The organism is Streptomyces sp. NPDC088732, from assembly GCF_044751205.1.
Taxonomy (GTDB): Bacteria; Actinomycetota; Actinomycetes; order Streptomycetales; family Streptomycetaceae; genus Actinacidiphila.
The window spans coordinates 1-21,870 of record NZ_JBIVLI010000039.1 but is presented as its reverse complement, the minus strand read 5'-3'; the positions used below and the strand labels follow the sequence as shown (position 1 = coordinate 21,870).

Annotated in this window: 21 protein-coding genes and 2 pseudogenes; 12 read left to right on the top strand and 11 right to left on the bottom strand. The window is 68.5% G+C overall.

Features of this window, described 5'->3' with window-relative positions:
• The first annotated feature begins 132 nt into the window (after positions 1-132).
• Positions 133-1,110: a helix-turn-helix domain-containing protein gene (locus ACIP9H_RS40050; RefSeq protein ID WP_401963874.1), complete on the top strand. Its 978-nt coding sequence runs from the start codon at positions 133-135 to the stop codon at positions 1,108-1,110.
• 331 nt (positions 1,111-1,441) lie between these two features.
• Here the strand turns inward: ACIP9H_RS40050 and ACIP9H_RS40045 are convergent, their stop codons facing one another.
• Entirely contained in the window at positions 1,442-2,515 is a 1,074-nt protein-coding gene (locus tag ACIP9H_RS40045; protein ID WP_401597706.1) for a Gfo/Idh/MocA family protein, read from the bottom strand.
• A 255-nt stretch (positions 2,516-2,770) separates the two neighbouring features.
• Between ACIP9H_RS40045 and ACIP9H_RS40040 the strand changes: the two genes are divergently transcribed.
• The gene (locus ACIP9H_RS40040; protein ID WP_401597709.1) at positions 2,771-3,352 is read left to right on the top strand and encodes a TetR/AcrR family transcriptional regulator; all 582 of its coding nucleotides are present in this window, start codon (positions 2,771-2,773) and stop codon (positions 3,350-3,352) included.
• 67 nt (positions 3,353-3,419) lie between these two features.
• Here the strand turns inward: ACIP9H_RS40040 and ACIP9H_RS40035 are convergent, their stop codons facing one another.
• A complete protein-coding gene (locus tag ACIP9H_RS40035; RefSeq protein WP_401963871.1) occupies positions 3,420-4,910 on the bottom strand; it encodes an MFS transporter in 1,491 nt (496 codons plus the stop codon).
• Between the two features lie 470 nt (positions 4,911-5,380).
• Here ACIP9H_RS40035 and ACIP9H_RS40030 point away from each other — a divergent pair, with 470 nt between their 5' ends.
• From ACIP9H_RS40030 to ACIP9H_RS40020, 3 genes are all read left to right on the top strand, one after another.
• The gene (locus ACIP9H_RS40030; protein WP_401963869.1) at positions 5,381-5,983 is read left to right on the top strand and encodes a nuclear transport factor 2 family protein; all 603 of its coding nucleotides are present in this window, start codon (positions 5,381-5,383) and stop codon (positions 5,981-5,983) included.
• A 46-nt stretch (positions 5,984-6,029) separates the two neighbouring features.
• The gene (locus tag ACIP9H_RS40025; protein ID WP_401963867.1) at positions 6,030-7,010 is read left to right on the top strand and encodes an NADP-dependent oxidoreductase; all 981 of its coding nucleotides are present in this window, start codon (positions 6,030-6,032) and stop codon (positions 7,008-7,010) included.
• Positions 7,011-7,200: 190 nt separating this feature from the next.
• Positions 7,201-7,611: a transposase gene (locus ACIP9H_RS40020; RefSeq protein ID WP_401597720.1), complete on the top strand. Its 411-nt coding sequence runs from the start codon at positions 7,201-7,203 to the stop codon at positions 7,609-7,611.
• A gap of 6 nt (positions 7,612-7,617) precedes the next feature.
• Here the strand turns inward: ACIP9H_RS40020 and ACIP9H_RS40015 are convergent, their stop codons facing one another.
• A complete protein-coding gene (locus ACIP9H_RS40015) occupies positions 7,618-8,346 on the bottom strand; it encodes a DUF2625 family protein (protein ID WP_401963865.1) in 729 nt (242 codons plus the stop codon).
• A gap of 276 nt (positions 8,347-8,622) precedes the next feature.
• Entirely contained in the window at positions 8,623-9,366 is a 744-nt protein-coding gene (locus ACIP9H_RS40010) for a hypothetical protein (protein ID WP_401963863.1), read from the bottom strand.
• Between the two features lie 317 nt (positions 9,367-9,683).
• Between ACIP9H_RS40010 and ACIP9H_RS40005 the strand changes: the two genes are divergently transcribed.
• Positions 9,684-10,064, top strand: a complete 381-nt coding sequence (locus tag ACIP9H_RS40005) for a hypothetical protein (protein ID WP_401963861.1) — start codon at positions 9,684-9,686, stop codon at positions 10,062-10,064.
• Positions 10,065-10,190: 126 nt separating this feature from the next.
• On the opposite strand, the pseudogene ACIP9H_RS40000 reads toward ACIP9H_RS40005, so the two are convergent.
• From ACIP9H_RS40000 to ACIP9H_RS39990, 3 genes and pseudogenes are all read right to left on the bottom strand, one after another.
• Positions 10,191-10,397, bottom strand: a pseudogene (locus ACIP9H_RS40000) (IS5/IS1182 family transposase); the annotation flags it as partial.
• Positions 10,398-10,895: 498 nt separating this feature from the next.
• Positions 10,896-12,005, bottom strand: coding sequence for a hypothetical protein (locus ACIP9H_RS39995; RefSeq protein WP_401963859.1), 1,110 nt, complete (start codon positions 12,003-12,005; stop codon positions 10,896-10,898).
• 71 nt (positions 12,006-12,076) lie between these two features.
• Positions 12,077-12,825, bottom strand: a pseudogene (locus ACIP9H_RS39990) (hypothetical protein); the annotation flags it as partial.
• A 93-nt stretch (positions 12,826-12,918) separates the two neighbouring features.
• On the opposite strand from ACIP9H_RS39990, the gene ACIP9H_RS39985 reads away from it, so the two are divergent.
• Both ACIP9H_RS39985 and ACIP9H_RS39980 read left to right on the top strand, forming a co-directional pair.
• Positions 12,919-13,539 carry an L-threonylcarbamoyladenylate synthase gene (locus tag ACIP9H_RS39985; protein ID WP_401597732.1) on the top strand — a complete coding sequence of 207 codons (621 nt, stop codon included), beginning with the start codon at positions 12,919-12,921 and terminating at the stop codon, positions 13,537-13,539.
• Between the two features lie 782 nt (positions 13,540-14,321).
• Positions 14,322-14,654: a hypothetical protein gene (locus ACIP9H_RS39980; protein WP_401963857.1), complete on the top strand. Its 333-nt coding sequence runs from the start codon at positions 14,322-14,324 to the stop codon at positions 14,652-14,654.
• Between the two features lie 291 nt (positions 14,655-14,945).
• Here ACIP9H_RS39980 and ACIP9H_RS39975 read toward each other — a convergent pair whose 3' ends face one another.
• Together ACIP9H_RS39975 and ACIP9H_RS39970 are read right to left on the bottom strand one after the other, a co-directional pair.
• Positions 14,946-16,169 carry an MFS transporter gene (locus ACIP9H_RS39975; RefSeq protein WP_401963855.1) on the bottom strand — a complete coding sequence of 408 codons (1,224 nt, stop codon included), beginning with the start codon at positions 16,167-16,169 and terminating at the stop codon, positions 14,946-14,948.
• A gap of 171 nt (positions 16,170-16,340) precedes the next feature.
• Positions 16,341-17,093 carry an SDR family oxidoreductase gene (locus tag ACIP9H_RS39970; RefSeq protein ID WP_401963853.1) on the bottom strand — a complete coding sequence of 251 codons (753 nt, stop codon included), beginning with the start codon at positions 17,091-17,093 and terminating at the stop codon, positions 16,341-16,343.
• 90 nt (positions 17,094-17,183) lie between these two features.
• Here ACIP9H_RS39970 and ACIP9H_RS39965 point away from each other — a divergent pair, with 90 nt between their 5' ends.
• Both ACIP9H_RS39965 and ACIP9H_RS39960 read left to right on the top strand, forming a co-directional pair.
• On the top strand, positions 17,184-17,780 hold the full coding sequence (locus tag ACIP9H_RS39965) for a TetR/AcrR family transcriptional regulator (protein WP_401963851.1): 597 nt from the start codon (positions 17,184-17,186) through the stop codon (positions 17,778-17,780).
• 303 nt (positions 17,781-18,083) lie between these two features.
• Positions 18,084-18,305, top strand: coding sequence for a hypothetical protein (locus ACIP9H_RS39960; protein ID WP_401963849.1), 222 nt, complete (start codon positions 18,084-18,086; stop codon positions 18,303-18,305).
• 52 nt (positions 18,306-18,357) lie between these two features.
• Here ACIP9H_RS39960 and ACIP9H_RS39955 read toward each other — a convergent pair whose 3' ends face one another.
• Both ACIP9H_RS39955 and ACIP9H_RS39950 read right to left on the bottom strand, forming a co-directional pair.
• Entirely contained in the window at positions 18,358-19,056 is a 699-nt protein-coding gene (locus ACIP9H_RS39955) for an alpha/beta fold hydrolase (protein ID WP_401963847.1), read from the bottom strand.
• An 88-nt stretch (positions 19,057-19,144) separates the two neighbouring features.
• On the bottom strand, positions 19,145-19,762 hold the full coding sequence (locus ACIP9H_RS39950; protein WP_401963845.1) for a hypothetical protein: 618 nt from the start codon (positions 19,760-19,762) through the stop codon (positions 19,145-19,147).
• A 180-nt stretch (positions 19,763-19,942) separates the two neighbouring features.
• Between ACIP9H_RS39950 and ACIP9H_RS39945 the strand changes: the two genes are divergently transcribed.
• Entirely contained in the window at positions 19,943-20,683 is a 741-nt protein-coding gene (locus ACIP9H_RS39945; protein ID WP_401597754.1) for a GNAT family N-acetyltransferase, read from the top strand.
• Positions 20,684-21,075: 392 nt separating this feature from the next.
• Positions 21,076-21,870 (top strand): beta-ketoacyl synthase N-terminal-like domain-containing protein (locus ACIP9H_RS39940; RefSeq protein WP_401963843.1); only part of this gene is annotated, 795 nt, incomplete at its 3' end.

Below are 21,870 nucleotides of genomic sequence, written 5' to 3'. Positions count from 1 at the left end.
GTCCTGGTCCGCCCACAGCCCAGCCCGGCGGGCAAAGCGCACGTGCCGGCCTGCCGCCCCGCGAGCGGTAAGCGACGGGGGGTGCTGCACCTCCGGGCATACGCCAGGTCCGCGCGCCCGCGTATTGGGCCGATGACCGATCTCGACACCGTCTACCGGGCAGCCCTCGACGGGCAGTGGGACAGCGTGATCGGCCTGTCTGAGGCATCGTGGCTCGATGTGAAGAGCTCGATCTACGCTTTGGACCAGGCCGGTCCCCGCGCCGAACTGTGCAAGCACGTCGCCGCGATGGCGAATGCGCAGGGCGGCCTGCTGATGATCGGCCTGCGGACCGAGCTGGTGGACGGGCGGGAGGTCGTCGACGGGCTCAAGCCCGTCCCCCAGCGACTCGTCGACCCGGGCCGCCACCGCAAGATCCTCATGGAGCAGGTGCGGCCCCCCGTACGGGACCTCCGCGTCGACTGGGTCGCGTGCCAGGAGGACAGCGGGGTCCTCGTGCTGTACGTACCGCCGCAGCCCACGACGGACGAGCCGTTCGTGGTGCCAGCCTCGGACCCCAAGGGGCGCGAGGGCGTGGCCGTCCCCGTCCGGTCCGGGGACGACACCTCGTGGCTCAAGCCAGCCGAGCTGCAGCGGTTGCTCGCCCTGGGCTGGTCGAGCAGCGCCGCGGCGCCGGGCCCATCGGCGGCCGCCGGCGGTGACCGGACAACCGCCGAGCGCCTGTTGAGGCTGGCCCCACAGGATGCCCCCTGGCTCAAGCACCTCCGCAACGGCGGCCCGTTCCACCGCGTCCCCGCGTCGGTCAGCGACGGGGTCCACGAAGCCGCCGAGGCCTTGGCGGACGAAGTGCTGCGCTTCAGGGACCCCGACCTGGCCGCGGCCACGGAGAAATTCACCAGCGCCGTCCACGAGCTCAGCGACGTGCTCGGCGGACTGCACGCCCCACTGGATGGCCCGCTCGCGTACTTCGAGGTCCCGCCCGAATGGAAGGGGAGGGACCCGGACCGCTACTACGCGGCCCTCAGGGAGAACTCCCGGGTGGCGCAGGCGGTGCTCGAGGCCCACGGGGACTGGGTGAACAGGCTCAACGGTAAGGGCCTGCTCGCCTGACCGGGACTGTCGAACCCCTCGGCGACAGGGAGCCCTGCGCCCGCGAGCGGTTGTGCCAGGCGTCCGGGTGCTCGACCGGGCGCGTCAGTGCGGCGGCCGGGCGGTCGCGGCTCGTGCAACCGGCGCCTTCGGGCCCGGTATGACTGTTGCCCTCTGTCGAATGGATGACCTGGGGGCGCTGTCACCGGGCCCGAGGGGTGTCGTCGGAGTCGCTGATCGGGGGCCCGACCACCGTCCGGCCGGGCCCCCGACCTGGGTTTTCACCCAGGTCGGGGGCCCACGCACGTCATCCGGAACCGTTCAGGTGAATCCGTTCACGGCGGTGTTCAGGTCAGGCCGAGGGGCCCTGCATGGTGTCGATGAGCCGGTGGCGGGACAGGGCGTAGGAGAAGTCCGGGACGGTGTGGGTGCCGTCACGCAGGTCGCGGGCCAGGTGCGTGTAGAGCGCGGCGACGTTCCGGGAGGGACCCGCGAGCTCCTCGGCGATGTCGGCGCGGTATTCGGCGGGTACCTCGATCGGGGAAACGGCGGCGTCGTCACCGAAGCCCCCCTGCAAGGTGAGGTCGGCGATCTGCATGTTCCCCCAGCCCGCGGTCAGCACGAGGTCGCCGTCGGTGCCGTTGATCTCCCAGCGGAAGTTGTCACCGCGCGAGGTGCCGCCGCGGTAGAAGACCGACGCGGCCGCCCCACCCTCCAGCGTGCCGATCAGGGAGATCTGGTCGGCCGCGGTCACCGGCAGGACGCTTCCGTCCTCGGCCACGGTGACCTCCTGGCGCCCCACCACGAGGTTGGACGAGTGGTGGGTGAATTCCCCGAGGGTCGCGCTGAGCGCGTCAATGGCGTGCAGGGCGGCGGCAGTCAGCGGAGTGGCGCCCTGGGTCCTGTCGTACCAGTACGCGTGCGCCCGGGTGGTCTGCGGTCCCCAGACCATGCCCGAGCCGACCAGCGTGGTACCGATGACCCGGCCGATCCTGCCCTCGGCGATCAGTCGGCGGGCGTAGCGCAGCTCGGGGTGGTAGCGGCCCTGGAGGCCGATGACGGTGCGCACGCCGGCGGTCTCGGCGCGGCGGACCAGGTCGGCGGCCTCGGTCCCGTCCAATGCGAGCGGCCATTCGCTGTAGACGGTCTTGCCCGCGTCGATCGCGGCCGAGACCAGCTCCCGGTGGTGGGGCACCTTGACCGCCACGACCACGACGTCCACGCCCGGGTGGGCGATCAGGTCCGCGTGGTTGTCGAAGGCCGCTTCCACGCCGAAGGCGGCAGCGGCCGCGTCGGCCGACTCCTGGCGGGAGGTGCTGATCGCGCGCAGCTCGAAGTCCGGCAGCGCCTTGAGCGCCGGGACGTGGCTGATCGAGGCCCAGCCGTGCTGGCTCGCGCCGATGATGCCGATACCGATGGTGCTCATGTGTCTGCTCCTGCGAGTGTCCCGGTGACCGGGTGTGCGTACGGGCGGGCGAATGCCCTGGGTGAGAGGACGGCCGGAGACCGGTTTGCTGCTGTCTTCCTGGCCGTGTGCCTCAGTGAACACTATCTGGAACGAGGAGTAAAGAAAGACTGGTCCTGGCGCCGGACGGACAGCGAATCACGGCCCGTGCGGGTGGTGCTCGCGGCCCGTCGTGTTATTTGACTCATCATTCCTGATTTGGATACCCTGGTCGGCATGGCCAGGATCAGAGAGTTCGACACCGAAGTGGCGGTGGAGGCGGCAATGGACGCCTTCCGCACCAAGGGCTACGAGGGCACGTCCGTGCAGGACCTGGTGGCGGCCACCGGAGTGGGGCGGGGCTCGCTCTATGCCGCCTTCGGCAGCAAGGAGGGGCTGTATCTCGCGGCCATGGACCGTTACCGGGAGAAGCACGCCCTGCCCCTGATCGACATCCTGCGTTCCGGGGCTCCCGCGCGGGAGCTGATCCGTGAGGTGCTGCTGGGCACCGTCGACGTGATCGCGCAGGACGGCAGCCGCAGGGCTTGCATGATCGTGGGCGCGACGATGGAGCGCATCTCCCACGACGCCACGGTCGCCGCCCATGTGCGTGCCACGACCACCTCGCTGGAGGACGCGCTGTACGAGGTCATCGTGGAGGCCCGGTCGAAGGGCGAGCTGCCCGCCGGCCGCAGCCCCCGCGACCTCGCGCGGTATCTCATCGCAACGCTCCACGGGCTGCGGGTGCTGGGTGCCATCAACCCCGACCGCGCCTCCCTGACCGCGGTCGCGGAGGTCGCTCTCGACGCTCTCGGCTGACATTGCCCGTACCGGACAAGCGAAGCGCCCCGCGGCTCAGCCGCGGGGCGCTTCGCTTGTCCGATGTCTAGTGGGCGGGGTGCACGTCCAGTGCGGCGAGGTCGTCGTGGTCGGCCGCCGCTGCTTTCTGCGTGGAGGGTCTGCCCACGTTGACCGCGAACAAGGCGATGAGCGCGGCTGCGGCAAGGAAGCCCGCCGCCCACCAGTAGGCCACCGCGTAACCGTGCACCAGTGCCGCCTTGTCCACGGGGTTGGTGCCGTGGCGGGAGGCCAGATAGCCGGCCGTCGCGCGGGCGGCGATGGTGTTGAGCAGCGCGGTGCCGATGGAGCCGCCGATCTGCTGGGCGGCGCCGGTCATGGCGGAGGCGACGCCGGCGTCGCGGGCCTCCACGCCGTGGGCGCCCAGGCCGAAGGCGGGCATGAACGCGGTGCCGATGCCGACGCCCACCACCATCTCAGCCGCCGCGATGAAGGCGAAGGACGAGCCGGCGTCGAGCAGCGAGAGCATCAGTACGCCGATGCCGGAAACCGCGTATCCGGCGCTCATCAGCACGCCGGGGCGCACGCGGTGGAAGAGGCGGGCGCCGATCTGGGTGGAGCCGATGGCCTGCAGGACCGCCATGGGGATGAAGGCCAGCCCGCTCATCACCGGCGAGTAGCCCTTGACCAGTTGGAAGTAGTAGCTCAGGAAGAGGAACATGCCGAACATGGCGATCACGGACAGGCCCAGGGACAGGTAGGCCCCGGCCCGGTTCCGCTCGGTCAGGACGCGCAGCGGCAGCAGCGGCGACTTCGCCTTCGACTCGAGTAGGACGAAGGACGCCAGCAGCAGCACGGACAGGACGAACATGCCGATGGTCAGGGTCGAGCCCCAGCCGTCGTCCTCCGCCTTGGCGAAGCCGAAGACGAGGGCGACGGTGCCGCCGGTGGCCAGTACGGCTCCGGGCAGGTCGAGGCGCTCACGGCGGGTGTGCCGGCTGTCGGCCCCCACCAGTCTCAGGACGCCGACGATGCCGATCGAGGCGATCGGCAGGTTGATGTAGAAGCCCCAGCGCCAGTTGACGTACTGCGTCAGGACACCGCCCAGCAGCAGGCCGGCGCCGCCGCCGGCCGTGGCGATGGCACCGTAGATGCCGAACGCCTTCGCCCGCTCCTTCGCGTCGGTGAAACCCAGTGAGATCAGCGCGAGTGCGGCGGGGGCGAGCAGCGCGCCGAACACGCCCTGAAGCGCGCGCGCCGTCAGCAGCGTGGGGAGGTTGGGTGACAGGCCGCCGATGGCCGAGGCCACCGCGAACCCGACAAGGCCGATGAGGAAGATCTTCTTGTGGCCCCGCAGGTCCGCCAGTCGTCCGCCGAGGACGAGCAGGCCGCCGAAGGCGAGGCCGTAGGCGGTGATGACCCACTGCCGGCCGCCGTCGGAGAAGCCCAGGTCGTGCTGCGCGGACGGCAGGGCGATGTTCATGATCGCCCCGTCCAGGAAGACCATCAGCTGGGCGATGCCGATGAAGATCAGCGCTTTCCAGCGCCGGGGGTCCGGTTGAAGGGCGGTCGTGGACATGCGCGTGCTCCTGGGGGAAGGGCGAGAGGAAAGGGAGAGGTCGACCCCTGCGGGTCAGGACCTCTCGGCCTGCGGCCGGTCGCTCGTTGCCTGAAGAGGCAAAAACGCCAAGATTATGGAACGAGCGTATCAGTACCTGAAGAGGGCACGGTCCGGCGCCCTCCAGCCAACCCCAGACCCACGTCCACAGCGGAGACCTTGCGGTTCCTGCCACGCGGGCACCTCCGCCATGACATCCGGCGGTCGATTCACGATCGCCATTCCGATAAATTGACCGCACGTTCCAGTATGTGTAGAGTCTGTCTTGCCCGGCACGGTTGTGGTCACGAACCTGCCGACGCGGCCCTGCCCCCAAGGGGCGGGGTCAGCCGCGAAAGCCGGGACCCACACGTCGCATCGGCTTCGCGAATCGCCGAACGGGCGCTCCCCGAACACCGGCACCCGCATGCCGCACCAGAAAAGGGACAGCAATGACCTCCGACCGCAGCAAGACCCCCTCCGACCGCCGGTTCTCCAAGAAGGCGGGCATGGTGACGGCCGCCGCCCTCCTCCTGGCCGGAGGAGTGGCGACCGGTACCGCGACGGCCAGTTCGCACCACTCGCACGACGACAACGCCGGCAGCGCTTCCATCGCCGCGGCCGTCCGCAACCTCGCGGACATCCAGGGCATCGAGAAGCTGAAGGCCCGCTACTTCCAGGACATCGACACCAAGCAGTGGGCCGATCTCCAGGCGCTGTTCACGCCCGACGCGCACATCAACACCGGCCAGGAATTCAACAGCCCCGCGGAACTGGTCAAGGCCACCAAGACCCTGATCGCCGATGCCCCCACCGCGCACCAGGGACTCCTTCCGAACATCACGGTCAAGGGCGACACGGCAACCGGCACCTGGGTCATGGAGGACTACGTCAACCTGAAGGCAGGCGGCGGTTTCCACGGCTACGGCCAGTACCACGACACCTACAAGCGCATCCAGGGACGTTGGTACATCACCGGATCGGTGCTGGAGCGGTACCGCATGGACACCCTCCCCGACACGGGCCCCTACCAGGCCCCGCCGAAGACCAACTGACCCGCCACAAGACCCCTGGGGCTGCCGCACCCCAGGAAGGAGAACGATGAAAGCCATCGGAGTGGTCCGCTTCGGAGGACCGGAAGCCCTGGAGATCTTCGAGATCCCCGAGCCGCACGCCGGTCCCGGCCAGGTCCGCATCCAGGTCCATGCCGCGACCGTCAATCCGGGGGACCGCTACCTGCGCAACGGAGCGATCGCCCACCTGGCGCCGGGGCCGCCCTACATCCCCGGCATGGAGGCGGCCGGCGTACTGGACGAGATCGGCCCCGAGTCGGTGACCGGCCTGCGTGTCGGTGACCGGGTGACGGCCATGACCATGCCTCTCACGGAACACGCCGGCGGCTACGCCGAATACGTGGTCCTCCCCGCCAGTTGGGTCGTCCGCGCGCCGGCCGGCGCCACGTACGCCCAGGCCGCGACCCTCCCCATGAACGGCCTCACCGCCAGGCAGGCCCTCGATCTGCTCGCCCTGACCCCGGGACAGACCCTCGCCGTCACCGGCGCGGCCGGCGTCGTCGGTGGATACGCCGTCCAGCTCGCCAAGGCCGACGGCCTGACCGTCATCGCCGACGCCTCACCCGCCGACCGGGAGCTCGTGCACGCGCTCGGCGCCGACACCGTGGTACCCCGCGGGGCCGCCGTCACCGACCACATCCTGCGAGCGGCCCCCGGCGGCGTGCACGGCCTCCTGGACGCAGCCGTCCTCGGCTCGGCCACCCTCGCCCCCGCGGTCCGGCCCGGCGGAGGGATCGCCGTCCTGCTCGGCGAAGGCGCCAAAGCCATGCCGCCCGGCGAACTCGGCCGCCGCTCCGTCCGCCTGCACTCGGTCAACGTCCCCGACTCTCTCGGCGACCACGCGCGACTCGACCGCCTGCGTGGCCAGGCGGAGGACGGCGTCCTCACTCTGCGGGTCGCCGGGGCCTTTCCGCCGGAACAGGCCGTCGACGCCCACCGCCTCCTCGAAGCCGGGGGTGTCCGCGGCCGCCTCGTCCTGCAGTTCCGGGACGAGGACGCGGACGGGTGATCGCGATGTGCTCGGCGGCCTGGGCGAATTCGTCCAACAACACGGTCAGCTGCGCGATCTGCTCGCGACCGCTCGCGGACCTCCGGGCGGGCGAGCAGGGCACCGAGGATGTGTCACAGCCAACCTCGTTACGACCTGAACAGGGCGAACTCCCCTACTTGGGCTTCCGCCTGTCCCGACAAATGGACAGATGGCCGACGCGCGCTTCTTCAACGACGAGCCCTTCCTCAACAACGAGGAAGGACCCGACCTGCTCGGGCACGGACGGTCCGCAGAGCATGCGATCAGCTTGCTGGACCGGGTCGGCTCCCGCCGCGGACCGCGGCGACGACGGCCCGCCAAGCTCCACGGTGACAAGGGATACGACTACGACCACCTGCGCCGATGGCTGCGTTCCCGGAACATCACCCCGCGCATAGCGCGCGAGGGCATCGAATCCTGCCAACGCTTGGGCGGTCACCGGTGGACCGTGGAGCGCACCGTCGAATGGTTGACCGGGTGTCGCCGCCTACACCGTCGCTACGAACGCAAGGCCGAACACTTCCTCGCCTTCGCCAGCATCGCCGCCACTCTCATTTGCTTCCGGCGTCTGGGTAGGTGAGCCAGCTCATGCGACGCCGAGGAAGCCCCGGTCCGCTCCGTCGAACTGAAGGCACGAGTCATGGCTCAGGCCCAGGAGTTCTGCCATGGGCACCGCACGACGGCTGGTCGCCAACAGGTCCTGGCGGGCCTCGGCAGACCACAGCGGCGGGAAGAACGACAGCCCCTGCCGCCCAGTCAGCGCGGAGACCTCGCTGCGCCAGCCGTCCCACCGCAGGTCCGCGTAAAACTCATCGAGTCCTCCCGCGAAGATCCAGGACAACCAGGCCGAGTGGCCGGCACCCAGAGACGTCCAGCCAAGGGCGTCGGGGGCAAAGTAAGCGACCTCGCCCGGCTCGCCTGGCCGACCGGCCGAACCGGGATCGGCTCCGTTAAGGACAAAGACCCCGCCCAGCACATCGTGCGCAACCACGAGTCCCGCTCCCGGTCGCCATGCCGGATCGAAGGTTGAGGGCATCGCGTTGACCTCGGCCAGACTCAGCAATGCCTCGGCGTCAGCGCCACGGGGGCTGCCGAAGATCCGCAGCCATCCGCCGTCCACGAGTAGACCGCCGCAGTTCAGCACAATCCCGCCCAGGTTCGACCGGGCGGAGACTTGTAGTTGACGTAGGCCAGCGCGGCCTACCCCAGCATCGGCAGGCAGCACCTCGACGGGAACACCGGTACCGGCCAGCACTTCGAGAAGGGCTGGCCAGGCCGGATCGTCGACGTAGATCAGCTCATTGACCTCGCGCATCCCCGCATCGTCGCACCGCCACCATAGGCCCGGCCCACCGGGGCACCCTGGCTTTGGCTCACCAAACGAGATGACCTCTTAGGAGCGAGGTGGGGCGGCCCTTGTCCTGACCTGGGGTTCCATGCCCTGGGTGGAGTCCGGCAGCACGCACCCTGGCGCACTTCTCTTCCCCGTGGGACCCCGCTCGTTCTGGCAGGGAGTGGCACGCGAGACTTTGGGTTGGTGTGTCTCTTCCCTGCTGCCACGGTCTGCAGGTGTGTGCCGTGCGCGTATCGGTCAGAAGGGAGGTTCGAGATCACCGTTGCCATCGCTGTGCGGCTCCCAGTCCTCGACCTTCTCCGAAAGAGGCTCAGGGCCGGGCGGATGGTGGCCCCATGTTTTGAGGGCCTTCCACGCGACGCGCCGGTTGGGCTCGTAGCTGCTGGTGTCCAGGATGCGGCGCGCGTGCCAGGCGAGGTGATCACGGTCCTCGGCGAGCGCGGGGTGTTCGGCGAGGATGAGCGCGGCGATGACGGCGGCTTCGTACACGTTCTTGTGGCTGTCCTGCAGGAAGGGCGCGACGGCCCGGTAGAGCATCGGACGCAACTCCCGGAAGGCCGCCACGGTGGTGTCCGGGGCGAAGTCTGGCCAATACTCCTCGTTGCGGGCGACGATCTCGTCGGAGGCGTCGTGAAGCGTGGAAGCCAGCCAGCCCAACAACGTCGCGCGGATGGGGATGTCGCCATAGGGCCGTCGCATCATGGCCGCCGGGTGGGTGAGGATGGCAGCGACGTACATGGCGGCGGGAGCGGTGGCTTCGTAAATAGTGTTCTGGTGGCCGACCAGCTCACGCAGCTCCTGCAAAGCCGTGACCTGGACCTTGGGATCGGGCTCCAAAAGTTGCGTCAGAACCTTGGGAACGTCCTCACCGGACCCGACAGGCATCTGGAACGAACCCCAGTCGGTTTCCGCCAGGACAACCTGATAGGGCGGCAAGTCAGGCTCGCGGGGTGCCCCGGCATTGGAACGGCTGCTGGTCACAGGCCAAATCTAGACCAGACTTCTGACACCGTCCCCTTCCGGGTCAGTCCCTCTGTCTGCGGTCCGGCCACGCTGCTGCGCGTGTGGCATGTCACCAGTTTGGAAGACTGAGGGGTTACCGCTGTTCCCCGTGGCTCCCCGTGCACCGCCTCACCTGGCACGGCTGTGGCACGCTCGATCCCCTCGATGTGAACTATGGGCACGACGGTCGCTGAGGTCTGCGGGGCGCATCAGTCGGCCCCCAGGAGCCGGTGACGGTCATCCGTGGGTGCCTAGGGTCTGTCCGGCGGATCTTCGATCGGTATGGTCGTAGGATCATGAAGGTTCTGATCTTGCTGTTCGCCGCGTTTGTCGTTTTCGTCGTGCCAACCGCCTTAGTTTGGCTGCTGGGGCAGCGAGCGAGGGTACCTGACTGGATGCTGATCGTTTTCTTGCTGGCCGGGTGGCTGACAGTGTTCGTCGGCGGGTTCCTCTGGCAGCGTGCGCAGCCGAGCCTGTTTCCCGAAGCGTCGCCCTGCTACGGGACAAGCGGCGCTGTCTCGCAGTATTTCCCGCCCGACTCGTTCTGCCTCCACCAAGACGGGGAGTTGCGGACGGTCAATGGGCCGAATGCCAAGCTCGTGTTCTGGACCGCCGCCAACACCACCTTGGCGACGGCTGTTGCCGCTGCCTTTGCGCGGCATCGTCACGGATCTTGATCGCGCTCGTCAAAGGCGACGTGGGCACGACCGTCGTCGGATAGCCGGGTTACACAAAACGCTTCGGCTACCCGTCGCTTGGAGGCCGAGCTGGGCGCGGCGGCCGTTTTGATCCTGTTGTACAGATCAGGAGCGCAGCCATAGGCGGATCGAGGCGACTGTGGCGGTGCCGTGGAAGATGTAGGCGCGTTTGTCGTACCTCGTGGCCACGGCCCGGGAGTTCTTCAGCGCGTTGATCGTGCGCTCCACTTCGTTCCTGCACTTGTAGGTCGCCTTGTCGAAGCCGACGGGTCGGCCACCCTTGCTTCCGCGAGCCTGGCGGTTGGCCCGTTGGTGAGCCAATCAGCCGAGAAGGCACAGAAAAAACGAGTGCCGGGGAACGTACGACGCCAGGCCTGTGTGTGAGCGAGCTGACCCTGCGTGGTCAGTGCGTGCCATTCGTTCGCGGACTACGACGAACAACTCACCCCGGCGGCATGGCCGGTACCAGGCCAGGTGACCAGCCACCGCGGCCCAGGCGGCGGCAAAGGGGGATGCGGAAACGATTCCGGCACCCTGGTCCCACTTACCGTGGCAGAAGTCCGCCCGCTCCTGGCAACTCGCTGCCCGCTCCAGCCCGACCGGCCGCTTCGCATCCACACGGTGAGCTCGTCGCACTGGCGACGCAAACACCGGGCCATCGCCGCCACTGCGACTATCAGCGACGACTCCATTCGTTGGTGGGGCAGTCCGGTAAGACTGCCCCAGACCAACAACCCCCGCCCTGCACTCTGAACAACGCCTCTCACCAGGCCAGAAGCGAAGCGCTGCTGGAGTACTGGGCGGGTGCGGTCAGGCCGCCTGTCCGGGGGTGCCGGCTCCGAGGAGCGGGCCCAGCATGTCCTTGAGGGCGTTGGGGTCGAACTCGGTCGCTCCGGCGGGTGCGGTAGCGGTGGTGGCCGTGTTCTTGAAGCCGAGGACCAGGGGGATGTGGGTGCCCTTGTGCTTGGTGTCGAACTGCCCCAGATCGAAAGTGATGTTGTTCAGGCTGCCGTCGTTCTCGTTGAGCTGGATCGCCGCGGTGACCGGGATGGACGGCGCGTCCGTAGGGGCGGAGGTGGGCAGGGCGTCGAAGCCAGGGATGTCGCTGAGGACGGGGAAAACCTGGTCCTGGATGTCGTTGATGAGGCCACGGGTGTTCTTGGCCTTGACCTCGACTGTGTCGAGCCCGTTGGCGGTGCCCTTGTCGGCAAGGGTGACGTTCTTCTTGAAGACGTTGGTGAGAGCGTCCTTCAGCTTCTGCTGCTGGGAGGCGTTCAGGGAGGGCGCCGGGCTGGGCGTTGTCTTGCCGCTGAGCTGCTTGGTGAGCTTGGCGAACTTCTCCGGGTCGATGGACACCCAGTCGCCCTTGAGGAGCCGCTTGAGCGGAGCCATGCTGGCCGGCAGGGAGTCGGCCGCCTTCGTGATGTCGTTGAGGCCGCCGGCGGCGGTCTTGGTGTCGGCGAACTTGGCCAGTGCGGCAAGGTTGAACTTGACGTATTCCTTGCCGGAGACGGCGCGAACCTCGGCCAGATTGGTGCCGTCGCCGGTGTGGACTGCGAGCGCCATGTTCAGGCTCGGGTCGATCTTGGTGCTGTTGGTGCCGTCGCCCTTGAGGGCTTCCTTCAGCGGCAGCTTGTCGGTCTTCAGGGAGACTGTGATGCCGAGACCGGCCAGCTGCTTCGCCTGGGCTTTGGTCAGTTTCGGCGTGCTGCTGGTGTCCTGGGCGTCGAGGGCCAGGACCTGGTCCACGGTCGCGTTGAAGCGGAAATCGACGGTGACCGCGTTGCTGTTGCCGAGCTCGGTGAAGGCGCCCTGGACCTTTTGTGCCGTGGTGAGTTCCTTGACCGTGCCGCAGGCGGTGGCCGCGGTAGCGACAGCGACGGCTATCGACAGGGTGGTGACAGCGAGGCGGGCACGCATGGCCGGCTCCTTCAGGAAATGCGGGCAGAACCATGCTGCCTGCAGGATGTAGGGCAAATCTTATCTTGTGTTTATCTATGCCTGAGGACGCGGGCGCATCCGTAGTCGTTGCGTCGGTTTGGGCACGCCGACGGGTGCGCGGAGCTTGTACCGGACACCTGTCGCCTTGCCCGTTTGGGCATGGTCCTTGCATGAACGCGAAGTGCAATCGCGTTCCTCGAGCCAGCAGTCGCATGGTGCCGACCAGTAGGTGAATTGAGGACGGCAACCAGGTTATGTTTCGTGCCGCCTCGGTCCATCGTTTCGGGGCGGCGACGCTTTTCGCGGTCTTCGGGTGGGTGGAAGGCTTCGGCGATTCTCACCCGGAGGCATTCGCGCCCTTTGGCCTCGTGCACGGTGGACACCGTTACCCGCGCCCCCTTTTCGTCGACAAGGCGGTTGACGGCGGCCGAAATGGCGTCAGCGCCGTGCTGCTCGACGAGGTCGACCAGCGGCTGCAGGTCGCCGCCGGCGGGGTCTTGATCGGCGTCGTCCTGCACTTCGCCCCACGTGGTGAACAGCACGAGCTCCGGGTGGTGGTGCGGCGGCCGTCCTCCAGGTCCCGCGCCGCATATGCCAGGGAGCGCAGGCTGTCTCCTCCCCCGGCCAGGGCGACTCGGCGGCCGAGACCGAGATGGCCGAGTCAGCGACAGGGCCGTGCCGTCGAAGCCGGTCATGACATCCTGGCGCCGCCCCACCCGTAGATGGCCTGCGCGGAAATCACGACCATCACCAGCTGGGCGCGACCGCGCTGAACGAGCAGCAGGTGCAATCCGGTCGGTCGTTGCCACCCCGGCCCGCGAGCACCGCACGCCGCACGCAACGGGGCGCGCCTTTGTGAGTGCGGCACCCGGGTACCGCATAAGCTCTGCAGATGGCGAAGTACTTCGACGTGCACCCCGAGAACCCCCAGCCGCGCAGCATCGCCCAGGTCGCCGACGCGGTGCGATCCGGAGCGCTGATCGCATACCCCACCGACTCCTGTTACGCGCTGGGCTGCCAGCTGGGCAGCAGGGACGGCATGGACCGGATCCGATCGATCCGCCACCTCGACGACCGGCACCACTTCACGCTGATGTGCCGGGACTTCGCACAGCTGGGCCAGTTCGTGCAGGTGGACAACGACGTGTTCCGGGCCGTGAAGGCGTCCACGCCCGGCAGCTACACCTTCATCCTCCCGGCTACCCGTGAGGTGCCGCGCAAGCTGCTGCACCCGAAGAAGAAGACCGTGGGTGTACGCATCCCGGACCATGTGGTCACCCAGGCGCTGCTGGCCGAAATGGGCGAGCCGCTGCTGTCCAGCACACTGCTGCTGCCCGACGATGAGGAGCCGATGACCCAGGGCTGGGAGATCAAGGACCGGCTCGATCACGTGGTGGATGCCGTGGTCGACTCCGGGGACTGCGGCACCGAGCCGACGACGGTGGTCGACTTCTCCAGCGGTGAGGCAGAGATCCTACGGCGGGGCGCGGGAGACACCTCGCGGTTCGAGTGAGGCCGGTCACGACGGTGTGGATCGTGCGTGACAGCGTGCGATGGGCACGCCGGCCGTCCACTGCCGGCGGACCATTGCGTGGTGTTTTGTCGCCGGCGGTCGGCGCCACGACCTGATGCGACGGACGGGGCAGGCGGCGTGCCGATGTCGGACGTCCTGGTCCGGGGAGTCTCGGCGCAGCAAAGAGCCCGCATCCTGTCAGGTTGCGGGCTCTGTCACCTCTTGTGCCGTCTACGTGTTGATGTCCTCGCCGGCTGTGAGGGTGTGCCAGTCAGTCGCCAGGCCACGGCTCGATCACAGCCGGCCCCCGTCGTGGACCGCTCCTCGGAGGAGCTCGCGGACGTGGCCAAGGCTGTGCGGGGGCGCTGCGCCGGACCGCGCGCGAGGGCGACATCACCTCGTGGGCGACGCGGCGTCGGCGGATGGGCCGGCGGCCCCAACGCTGTCGCGGCGTACCGGCAGTCGGCTGCACATCCGGGTCTGGACGTTCCCGATGAGCCGACAGCTCTACGTGATGTCCTCGACCCGACACTGTGCGTCTCCATCGCGTGTGGCACGGTCGGTAAGGCGCTGCGGGTGGAAGCCGTTGGCCCGCAGCGGTCCCGTCGGCGCATTTTGCTGACATGGCAGGTCCCCACCGCGGGTGGTTGGTGGTGGGGACCTGCCCGCTGCAGCGTGCGTCCCGGGTTCACACCCAGGTGTAGTTGTCGTCAGTGGCCGCATCCAGCCCTGGGTCGGCAACGGCGGCCCGAGGGCCGGCCGGGGCATTGAGCGCCGGGCCGATGGGCGGGAAGATCGGCAATCCGCCGGTCCTGCTGCAACCGGTCCAGTCGATGACGCCGATCTCGCGGCTGCCGTCAGCGAGTTCGTCGTATCCCTGCGTGGCCAGGCGCCCGTTGTTCCGGGGTGATGAGGAACCGGTGGATGAGGTGGAGCTTGCGCGGCAGCGGGGTGGAGACGGTCCGGGACACGCGCTGGTCGACGACCCGGAGCAGCTCACCGCCCTCGGCCTGGTCGACGTCGAGGTCGAGTTCCTCGGCGAGCCCCCGGCGCAAGGCTTCCCGGAGGTCTTCGCCGTCCTCGATGGGTGGAACCCGCACGTTCGTGGCGGATGAGGGCGACCTCGTGACCGCAGAACACCACGGCCCCGGTCCGGACCTTGATCCGGGAGAACGGGGCCGCCGCCGGCTTGCCGGGAGCGCTCGTCAAACGTCCAGCGTCGACGTCCCTGCGCAGCTTCGTGCGTTCAGGCCCGGCTCGTGCGGTCCAGGCAACGCTGCTGGTCGTCGCTTCCCGGGCTGAGCCGACGTCACACGGACGTTGCTTCGTGACGTGTTCACCCCACCGCACGACCACGCCGGTCTGCCACGACGAAGGTGGTCGGCGACAGCCGCCTTCGACGGAGCTCAGCCGCGGGACGGGCGCGGGAGAATCCGAGTGGCCGCGCTGAGCAGGGCGAGCGTGCCGCCGAGGGCGAAGGCGGCCGAGGCGCCGTAGCCGTCGACGACCATGCCTCCGATCAGCGAGCCGGCGGCGAGGGAGATCTGCAGCACGCTGACCAGGAGTGCCAAGCCGCTCTCGGGAGCGTCGGGGGTCGCGTGCAGGATCCACGTCTGCAGTGCCAGCGGCACCGCGCCGAAGGCCGCACCCCAGAGGACGACGAGCACAACGACGGCGGGTGCGGCGCCTGTCAGGGTGTTGAGGAGAACGACCGTGGCGGCGACCAGGACGGCCGCAGTGACGTAGACCGCGCGCAGGCTGTGGCCGATGATCGCGCCGGCGGCGAAATTGCCGGCCAGTCCTGCCACGCCGTATCCGAGGAGCACCAGCGTCACCGCGGATGAGCCGAAGTGTGCTCGGTCTTGCAGGTAGGGGGTGATGTAGGTGTAGGCGGCGAAGTGCCCGAGGAACATCAGCGCGGTGGCCAGCAGGGCGATGCGGGCGGCGGGAATGCGCAGGGACGACGTGAGCGTGGCCATGCGTATGGCGCCGGTGGGCGGCAGCGAGGGGAGTCGCAGTGCCAGGGCCACAAGGGCGAGCAGAGCGGCGCCCGCGGCGATGAAGAACGCGGTTCGCCATCCGGCGAGGTGTCCTACGAGTGCGCCGAGCGGCAGGCTGACCACGGTGCCGGCGGAGATGCCGGCGGTGATCAGCGAACTGGCGCGGTGGACCGCTTCGGCGGGCACCAGCCGGGCGGCGACGCCGGCACCCATCGCCCAGAATCCGCCGACGGCGATGCCGAGCAGGATTCTCGCCACCGCCATCACCGGCATATTGGGGGCCAGTGCTGCCACGACGTTGGAGGCCGTGAAGGACACCGCGAGGGCGATCAGCACCTTGCGGCGATCGAGCTTTCCCGAGGCGATGGTGAGCAGAGGCGCCGTGACGGCCGCCGTCAGACCGGGTACGACGACGACCAGACCCACGGTGCCGACGGAGACATGGAGGCTGGATCCGATGACGGGCAGGAGCCCGATCGGCAGGAACTCCGAGAGCACCAGCACGAAGGACATCAAGGCGACCGAGGCGACGGCCGGCCAGTTGCTCTGCGGCGAGGGTGTGGCGCGCCTTTCTGCTCGCAGCGGTTCTGGTCGGCCGACGACCGATGCCGTGCTGGAGTGGTCACTCATGCTGTTTGTCTCCTGGAGGGATCGGGGGCCGAGGGTGGCCCGGGTCGCGTTGTTGCGCGGCGGCTGTCCCGCGGCGGTGGGACGTACGCGGCAGGGGTCACAGCGGCGTGACCATGAGGACGAGATCCTGCAGCGAGGGCTCTGTCGGCCCCCCGCTGCGGAACGGATCACTCAGATCTGGTTCAGTCCACCGTCGACGTACAGTTCGGCGCCGGTGACGAAGCTGCTCTGGTCGGAGGCGAGGAAGAGAGCGGCGGCGGCCGCTTCGGCGGGCTCGCCCATGCGGCCGAGGGGCACCTGCTGCGCGAGGAAGGCGCGGAGCGACGTGGCCTCTTCCTCGTTGGGCGCGAGGCCGGTGATTCCGGGAGTCCTGATCGGTCCGGGCACCAGGGTGTTGACACGGATGCCGCGGCCGCGCAGCTCGTTGGCCCAGGTCCGGGAGAAGGAACGGATCGCGGCCTTGGAGGCGGCGTAGACGCCGAACGCCTCTCCGCCGGTGGTGGCGGCGGTGGAACCGGTCAGGATGACCGAGGCACCGTCGTTCAGGAGCGGGAGTGCCTTCTGGACGGTGAAGAGCGTCCCGCGGACGTTGATGTTGAACGTGTCGTCGAAGTGCTGCTCCGTCACCTCCTCCAGGGTTGCGAATTCCCCGCCGCCCGCGTTCGCGAAGAGCACGTCGATGCGGCGCCCCTGCTCGGCGATGACCGAGAAGAGCCGGTCGAGGTCGGCCGGGTTGGCTATGTCTCCGCGGACGGCGGTGACGTCGTGGCCGATCTCGGCGGCGGCCGCGTCCAGCGCATCCTGGCGCCGGCCGGTGATCACCACGTGGGCGCCCTCAGCGGCGAACCGCCGCGCCGTGGCCAGTCCGATGCCGCTGTTCGCCCCGGTGACCACAGCCACCTTGCCTGCCATTACTTCCGTCATGACGCGCCGCTCCTCACCAGTTCTTGACCGCATCGTCCATAACGCTAACCGTTATGGACGATGCGGTCAAGAAAGCGTAGTGTGACCTTCATGGCACGCCCTCGGAAATTCGACGAACAGCAGGTACTGGCGACCGCACGGGAACAGTTCTGGTCACGCGGGTACGCCGCCACGCGCATGGACGACATCGCCGCGGCGACAGGCCTCGGCAAAGGCAGCCTGTACGGCGCGTTCGGCGGCAAGCAGGACCTCTTCCACCGCGTGTTCGACGACTACTGCACCGCGGTCGTCGACGCCACGGCCCAGCAGCTGCGCGGCGATGACGAGCACGCGTACACGCGGCTGTCCGCCCACATACACGTGGTGGCCGCAGCCGCCGCCGCGGACACCGCCCAGCGCGGATGCCTGCTGGCCAAAGGCACCGCCGAGCTCGCCGAACACGACAAGGCCGTGGCCAAGCGTGCACACACAGCCATCGAAACGCTGCACACACTGCTGGAGGACGACATCGCCGCCTGCCAGCGCAACGGCGACCTCAACGCCGACGCGGACCCCGGACAGCTGGCCGCACTCGTGCTCGCCGTGCTGCGCGGCATCGAAGCACTGGCCAAGGCCGGAGCCGACGAGAAGACACTGAAGGACATCGCCCGCACCGCCCTCGCCGTCCTGCCGCGCCCCACAAACTGAGAGCCCCGCCGGACCGTGCCGTCACGTTGTGGAAGGTGTCCATCGACACCTGCGCACGAGCCTTTGTCCCTGCATCCACGAGCACACTTGTGTCAGATGCTCGCTCCCCCGGCCTGATCCAGCCCGACGGTCACGGCTGACTGACCTCCGGCAAAATCTGCTTGCCCCGATCGTCGAGGCAGAGCGGGAAGGACGGCTGGGTGAAGTCGACGGCCCTCCAGGTCAGCCTCACCGACGCGCTGGGCAAGCCGGACCAACTCGACGCCGAAGCGGCCCGCCGATCCTCCACAGTCGATCTCGGCGATGCCGGCCTTCGCCGACATCGCCAACCTCACCACCGCTGCACGACGGAGCGGCACGCGGACGGCCGCCCCATTCGACCTGGCCGACTACCGCGAGCACCACGCAGTCGAATACGGGATCACCTGCCTCACGGGGCATCGGGCCGTAGCAACGCGGTACGACAAAATCGCGGTCCGCTACAAGGCGACCGTCCCTGTCGTGGCCGTCAACGAGCGCCTGTGAGCAGCGCAGTTGATACGACCCCGGCAAGGAGTCCGCAAGGATGGAACTGCGGTCACGCCCCAGCTATGTCGACAAGGATCCGCGCCAGTTCACGTGGCTGGGAGAACATCGGCCAGTGGCCGGTGTCCATCTCGATCAGCCGCCAGCACCTGCTGGTCAGCAGCTTGGCCACATCGTCGCTCGGCTCGGGGTCACCGAGCGTGCACTTGATGTAAGTCGCCGGGAGGTCGTCGAGCGGCCCTTCCAGCACAGCGGCTTCGGTCAGCGTGGCACCCGGGTGTGGCGTCGAACCGCCCACGATCCGTGCGATCTGGTCATCGGTGAGACCGTGGCCCTCGAAGTGCGCCGCGGGCGCGACCGGCCAGAATCCGCCGTTCTCGGCGATCGATGTCCTCATCATCGCCCCGCCGTCCGGCCAGGCGGAGACGAACGGTTCACCATCGGCTGGAACACTGGAGTCAAGGAAGACCACGTGCGCCAGCCGGTCGCCGATCCGCCCGGCGGCCTGACCGCTTGGGATACCCGAGTAGCTGTGCCCTACCAGGACGACGTCGTGCAGGTCCTGGCGTTCGACCTCGTCAACAATGTCGTGGACGTGGGTCTGCTGCCCGGCCGGCACGCCCTGCTTCTCAGCGAGGCCGGACAGCGTCAGCGGGTGGACGTCATGGCCGGCCGCACGCAGGTACGGCACCACGTCGTCCCACGCCCAGGATCCGAGTCGCGCACCTGCAACCAGCACAAAGTTCGCCATGGCCGCACCGTAGCGGAGCCGCCCGACGACCGTTCCGGAAATACTGTCGATACACGCTCAGCGGCGATGCGCGATGGCAGTGGCCTGCTCAGTCGTCGAACCACACGACGAGGCGCACGTTGTCGTCACCGTGCTGTTCTGCGAGTTCCTTCATGGTTTCCCAGACGGGTTGCCACTCGCCGGTTTCGGTGACGGCATCCCTGCGGCAGATGGTGACTGATCTGTAGACCGTGTCCCCGACGAGCCACTCGCTTCCTTCGGGCCACTCACGAACCTCGCCGGCTTTGAGACCGACGGCCTCGGCGAATGCGACGCTCCAGGAGGCCTTGCCCGTCATCCTGAGTCCGCTCGGTGTCCGGCGGTATTCGTGGAGCCGGCCGTCGGGCTTCTCCGCGGGCTCGTCCCAGTCGACGGCCTTCACCTCGGCCCACGTGATCCACGTGGTGCCGTGAAAGCCGTCTTCGCCGTACCACTCGGTCAGCTGCACGAACCGCGCACTCACGGTGGCCGAGGCGTCGGCGGGAAACCCCCTACCTGCGGCCACGGGACGGAAGTTCGCGTAGTTGCGGACCCCGAAGAGACAACCGAACGCGTCGTAGTCACGGACATCATTGAGGGAGCCGAGGTCATGTGCGCTGTACCAGATCGGCTCCTGATCGTCCTGCGGCACCCGATACTCGATGAACCCGCTTATATCCGTACCCATGCCGGACATTCTCTCGACGCCGTCAAATGCTTTCGTCTGCGCTGGATCGACGACCTACGCATACGGCCTTGCGGGCAAAGCAAGGACTGCAGCTCTGACCGGACTCCGGTGTACACGGATGCGACGGCGACGGGTACACGGCATGTAGTGCCTGACCGTTGCGCTGATTACCCTGCACCTATGGCTGACCTGCGGGAGCTGCATTCCGTCCATGAGGTCCGCAGCGCAGCAAACGGTGATGCGCTGCTGCTGTGGGCCGCCGGCGCGCTACCGCACGGCACGCGGGTCTTTTCCCTCGGTGAGGCCACAGCAGTGGCGGCGACAGCCCTGTCCTGCCGCGACCGGCTTGCCGTCACCGGCCCTGCCGGCGACGCCGCGGACTTGATCCGCGCGGTTCTGCCGCAAGTCGGCCCATCCTTCCGGCCCATCGGCGACGAAGACCTTATCCGCGGCCTCGTGACACGCGTTCCGGAACTGGAGATCGTCGATGCTTTCGGATGGATGCAGACAGAAGCCTCGACCAACCGCCACGACGGGGCCGCGTGGCTGACCGCATCGGACCGTTCCGACATCGCCAGGCTACTGGACGAGGCGTTCCCGAATTCCTATGCCCGACCCGATCGGCCGGGCGTGCGTCGCTGGGCCGGCGCCCGCGATGAATCCGGAACACTGCTGGCATGTGCCGCCGACGCCTGGAGCGCACCGAGTGTCGGATTCCTTGCGGGTGTCGCCACCGCCGAACAAGCACGCGGGCGTGGTGCGGGCACGGCCGTGTGCAGTCTCGTCCTGGACAGGCTTGTCGTCGACCACGGCGTGGCTGCGTTGATTGTCGACAGCTGGAACACCGCCGCCGTCCGCCTCTACCACGGCCTGGGCCTGTCATGGCGTCCGCTCGCAGCCGCCCGCGTCACAGGCCGCTGAATACCTCCGCTCCGCACGGCACCGAGGACATCGATCCACAAGCTTTGACAAACCACCCGCTGCACCACTTCCAGGGACGCAACCCGAACAATCTGGGCTCGACCATCCGCCTCGAGCCGATCCCCCAGCACCTGACCTGCACGGTTCACTTCATTTTCGGGTCGGACCCGAACCTCCGGCTGCGCGCGTGAACGGGAGACGGATAAGGGGGGATCGGGGTCCCGTTAGGGGTTCCCCGACTCGTCCGGGCCGTCAGGATGTGACGATCCGCCTGCTGATTCCGCGAAGGACGACCACAGGCGAGGAACCAGTATGCGCGGCGTGCTGGCCGGCGCTGTGGAACAGGCGCCCGCCCGCATGCTCGCGGATCGACTCCAGCGAGCGAGGAACCCGTGAGCATCCCTCCTGTCGAGAAGATCGCCGAGGCGCTGCGTGCCAGCCTCCTGGAGAACGAGCGGCTGCGTCAGGAGAACGAGCGGATCACCGCGGCCGCGACCGAACCCATCGCCATCGTGGGTATGAGTTGCCGCTTCCCCGGCTCGGTGGCCTCCCCCGAGGACTTGTGGAACCTGGTGTCGCAGGAGCAGGACGCGATCACCACACCGCCCACGGACCGGGGGTGGGACACGGCCGAAGCCTCCGGTGACGGTCCACGGGGCGGCTTCCTCGACGCCGCGACAGGTTTCGACGCGAAGTTCTTCGGCATGAGCAGGCACGAGGCCTTGGCTGCCGACCCTCAGCAACGCCTGCTGCTGGAAGCATGCTGGGAGGCTCTGGAACGGGCCGGGGTGGATCCCCTCTCACTCCGTGCCAGCCGCACCGCCGTCTTCACCGGTGTCATGGCCGGTGGATACCCCGCCGGACCGGGATCGGTACCCGAAGCCGCCGAAGGCTTCCTCATGACCGGAACCGACAACAGCGTCGTCTCCGGCCGGGTCTCCTACGTCCTGGGTCTTGAGGGTCCGTCCCTCACCGTGGACACGGCGTGTTCGTCCTCGCTGGTGGCGCTGCACCTGGCGGTGCAGTCGCTGCGGCGCGGGGAGTGCTCGCTGGCGCTCGCCGGCGGGGTGACCGTGATGTCGACGCCCGAGGTCTTCACGTCGTTCGCGCGGCAGCGTGGTCTGTCGGTGGACGGGCGGTGCCGGTCGTTCGCGGCGGGGGCGGACGGTACGGGGTTCGCGGAGGGG

Bases quoted from the DNA above. Each gene is read 5' to 3' on its own strand.
- ACIP9H_RS40035 (WP_401963871.1), bottom strand. From the start codon at position 4,910: ATGTCCACGACCGCCCTTCAACCGGACCCCCGGCGCTGGAAAGCGCTG.
- ACIP9H_RS40005 (WP_401963861.1), top strand. From the start codon at position 9,684: ATGAAGGTTCTGATCTTGCTGTTCGCCGCGTTTGTCGTTTTCGTCGTG.
- ACIP9H_RS39980 (WP_401963857.1), top strand. From the start codon at position 14,322: ATGGGCGGGAAGATCGGCAATCCGCCGGTCCTGCTGCAACCGGTCCAG.
- ACIP9H_RS40025 (WP_401963867.1), top strand. From the start codon at position 6,030: ATGAAAGCCATCGGAGTGGTCCGCTTCGGAGGACCGGAAGCCCTGGAG.
- ACIP9H_RS39950 (WP_401963845.1), bottom strand. From the start codon at position 19,762: ATGGGTACGGATATAAGCGGGTTCATCGAGTATCGGGTGCCGCAGGAC.
- ACIP9H_RS39955 (WP_401963847.1), bottom strand. From the start codon at position 19,056: ATGGCGAACTTTGTGCTGGTTGCAGGTGCGCGACTCGGATCCTGGGCG.
- ACIP9H_RS39945 (WP_401597754.1), top strand. From the start codon at position 19,943: ATGGCTGACCTGCGGGAGCTGCATTCCGTCCATGAGGTCCGCAGCGCA.
- ACIP9H_RS39985 (WP_401597732.1), top strand. From the start codon at position 12,919: ATGGCGAAGTACTTCGACGTGCACCCCGAGAACCCCCAGCCGCGCAGC.
- ACIP9H_RS40045 (WP_401597706.1), bottom strand. From the start codon at position 2,515: ATGAGCACCATCGGTATCGGCATCATCGGCGCGAGCCAGCACGGCTGG.
- ACIP9H_RS40040 (WP_401597709.1), top strand. From the start codon at position 2,771: ATGGCCAGGATCAGAGAGTTCGACACCGAAGTGGCGGTGGAGGCGGCA.
- ACIP9H_RS40015 (WP_401963865.1), bottom strand. From the start codon at position 8,346: ATGCGCGAGGTCAATGAGCTGATCTACGTCGACGATCCGGCCTGGCCA.
- ACIP9H_RS40050 (WP_401963874.1), top strand. From the start codon at position 133: ATGACCGATCTCGACACCGTCTACCGGGCAGCCCTCGACGGGCAGTGG.
- ACIP9H_RS39975 (WP_401963855.1), bottom strand. From the start codon at position 16,169: ATGAGTGACCACTCCAGCACGGCATCGGTCGTCGGCCGACCAGAACCG.
- ACIP9H_RS39965 (WP_401963851.1), top strand. From the start codon at position 17,184: ATGGCACGCCCTCGGAAATTCGACGAACAGCAGGTACTGGCGACCGCA.
- ACIP9H_RS39960 (WP_401963849.1), top strand. From the start codon at position 18,084: ATGCCGGCCTTCGCCGACATCGCCAACCTCACCACCGCTGCACGACGG.
- ACIP9H_RS40020 (WP_401597720.1), top strand. From the start codon at position 7,201: ATGGCCGACGCGCGCTTCTTCAACGACGAGCCCTTCCTCAACAACGAG.
- ACIP9H_RS39970 (WP_401963853.1), bottom strand. From the start codon at position 17,093: ATGACGGAAGTAATGGCAGGCAAGGTGGCTGTGGTCACCGGGGCGAAC.
- ACIP9H_RS40030 (WP_401963869.1), top strand. From the start codon at position 5,381: ATGACCTCCGACCGCAGCAAGACCCCCTCCGACCGCCGGTTCTCCAAG.
- ACIP9H_RS39995 (WP_401963859.1), bottom strand. From the start codon at position 12,005: ATGCGTGCCCGCCTCGCTGTCACCACCCTGTCGATAGCCGTCGCTGTC.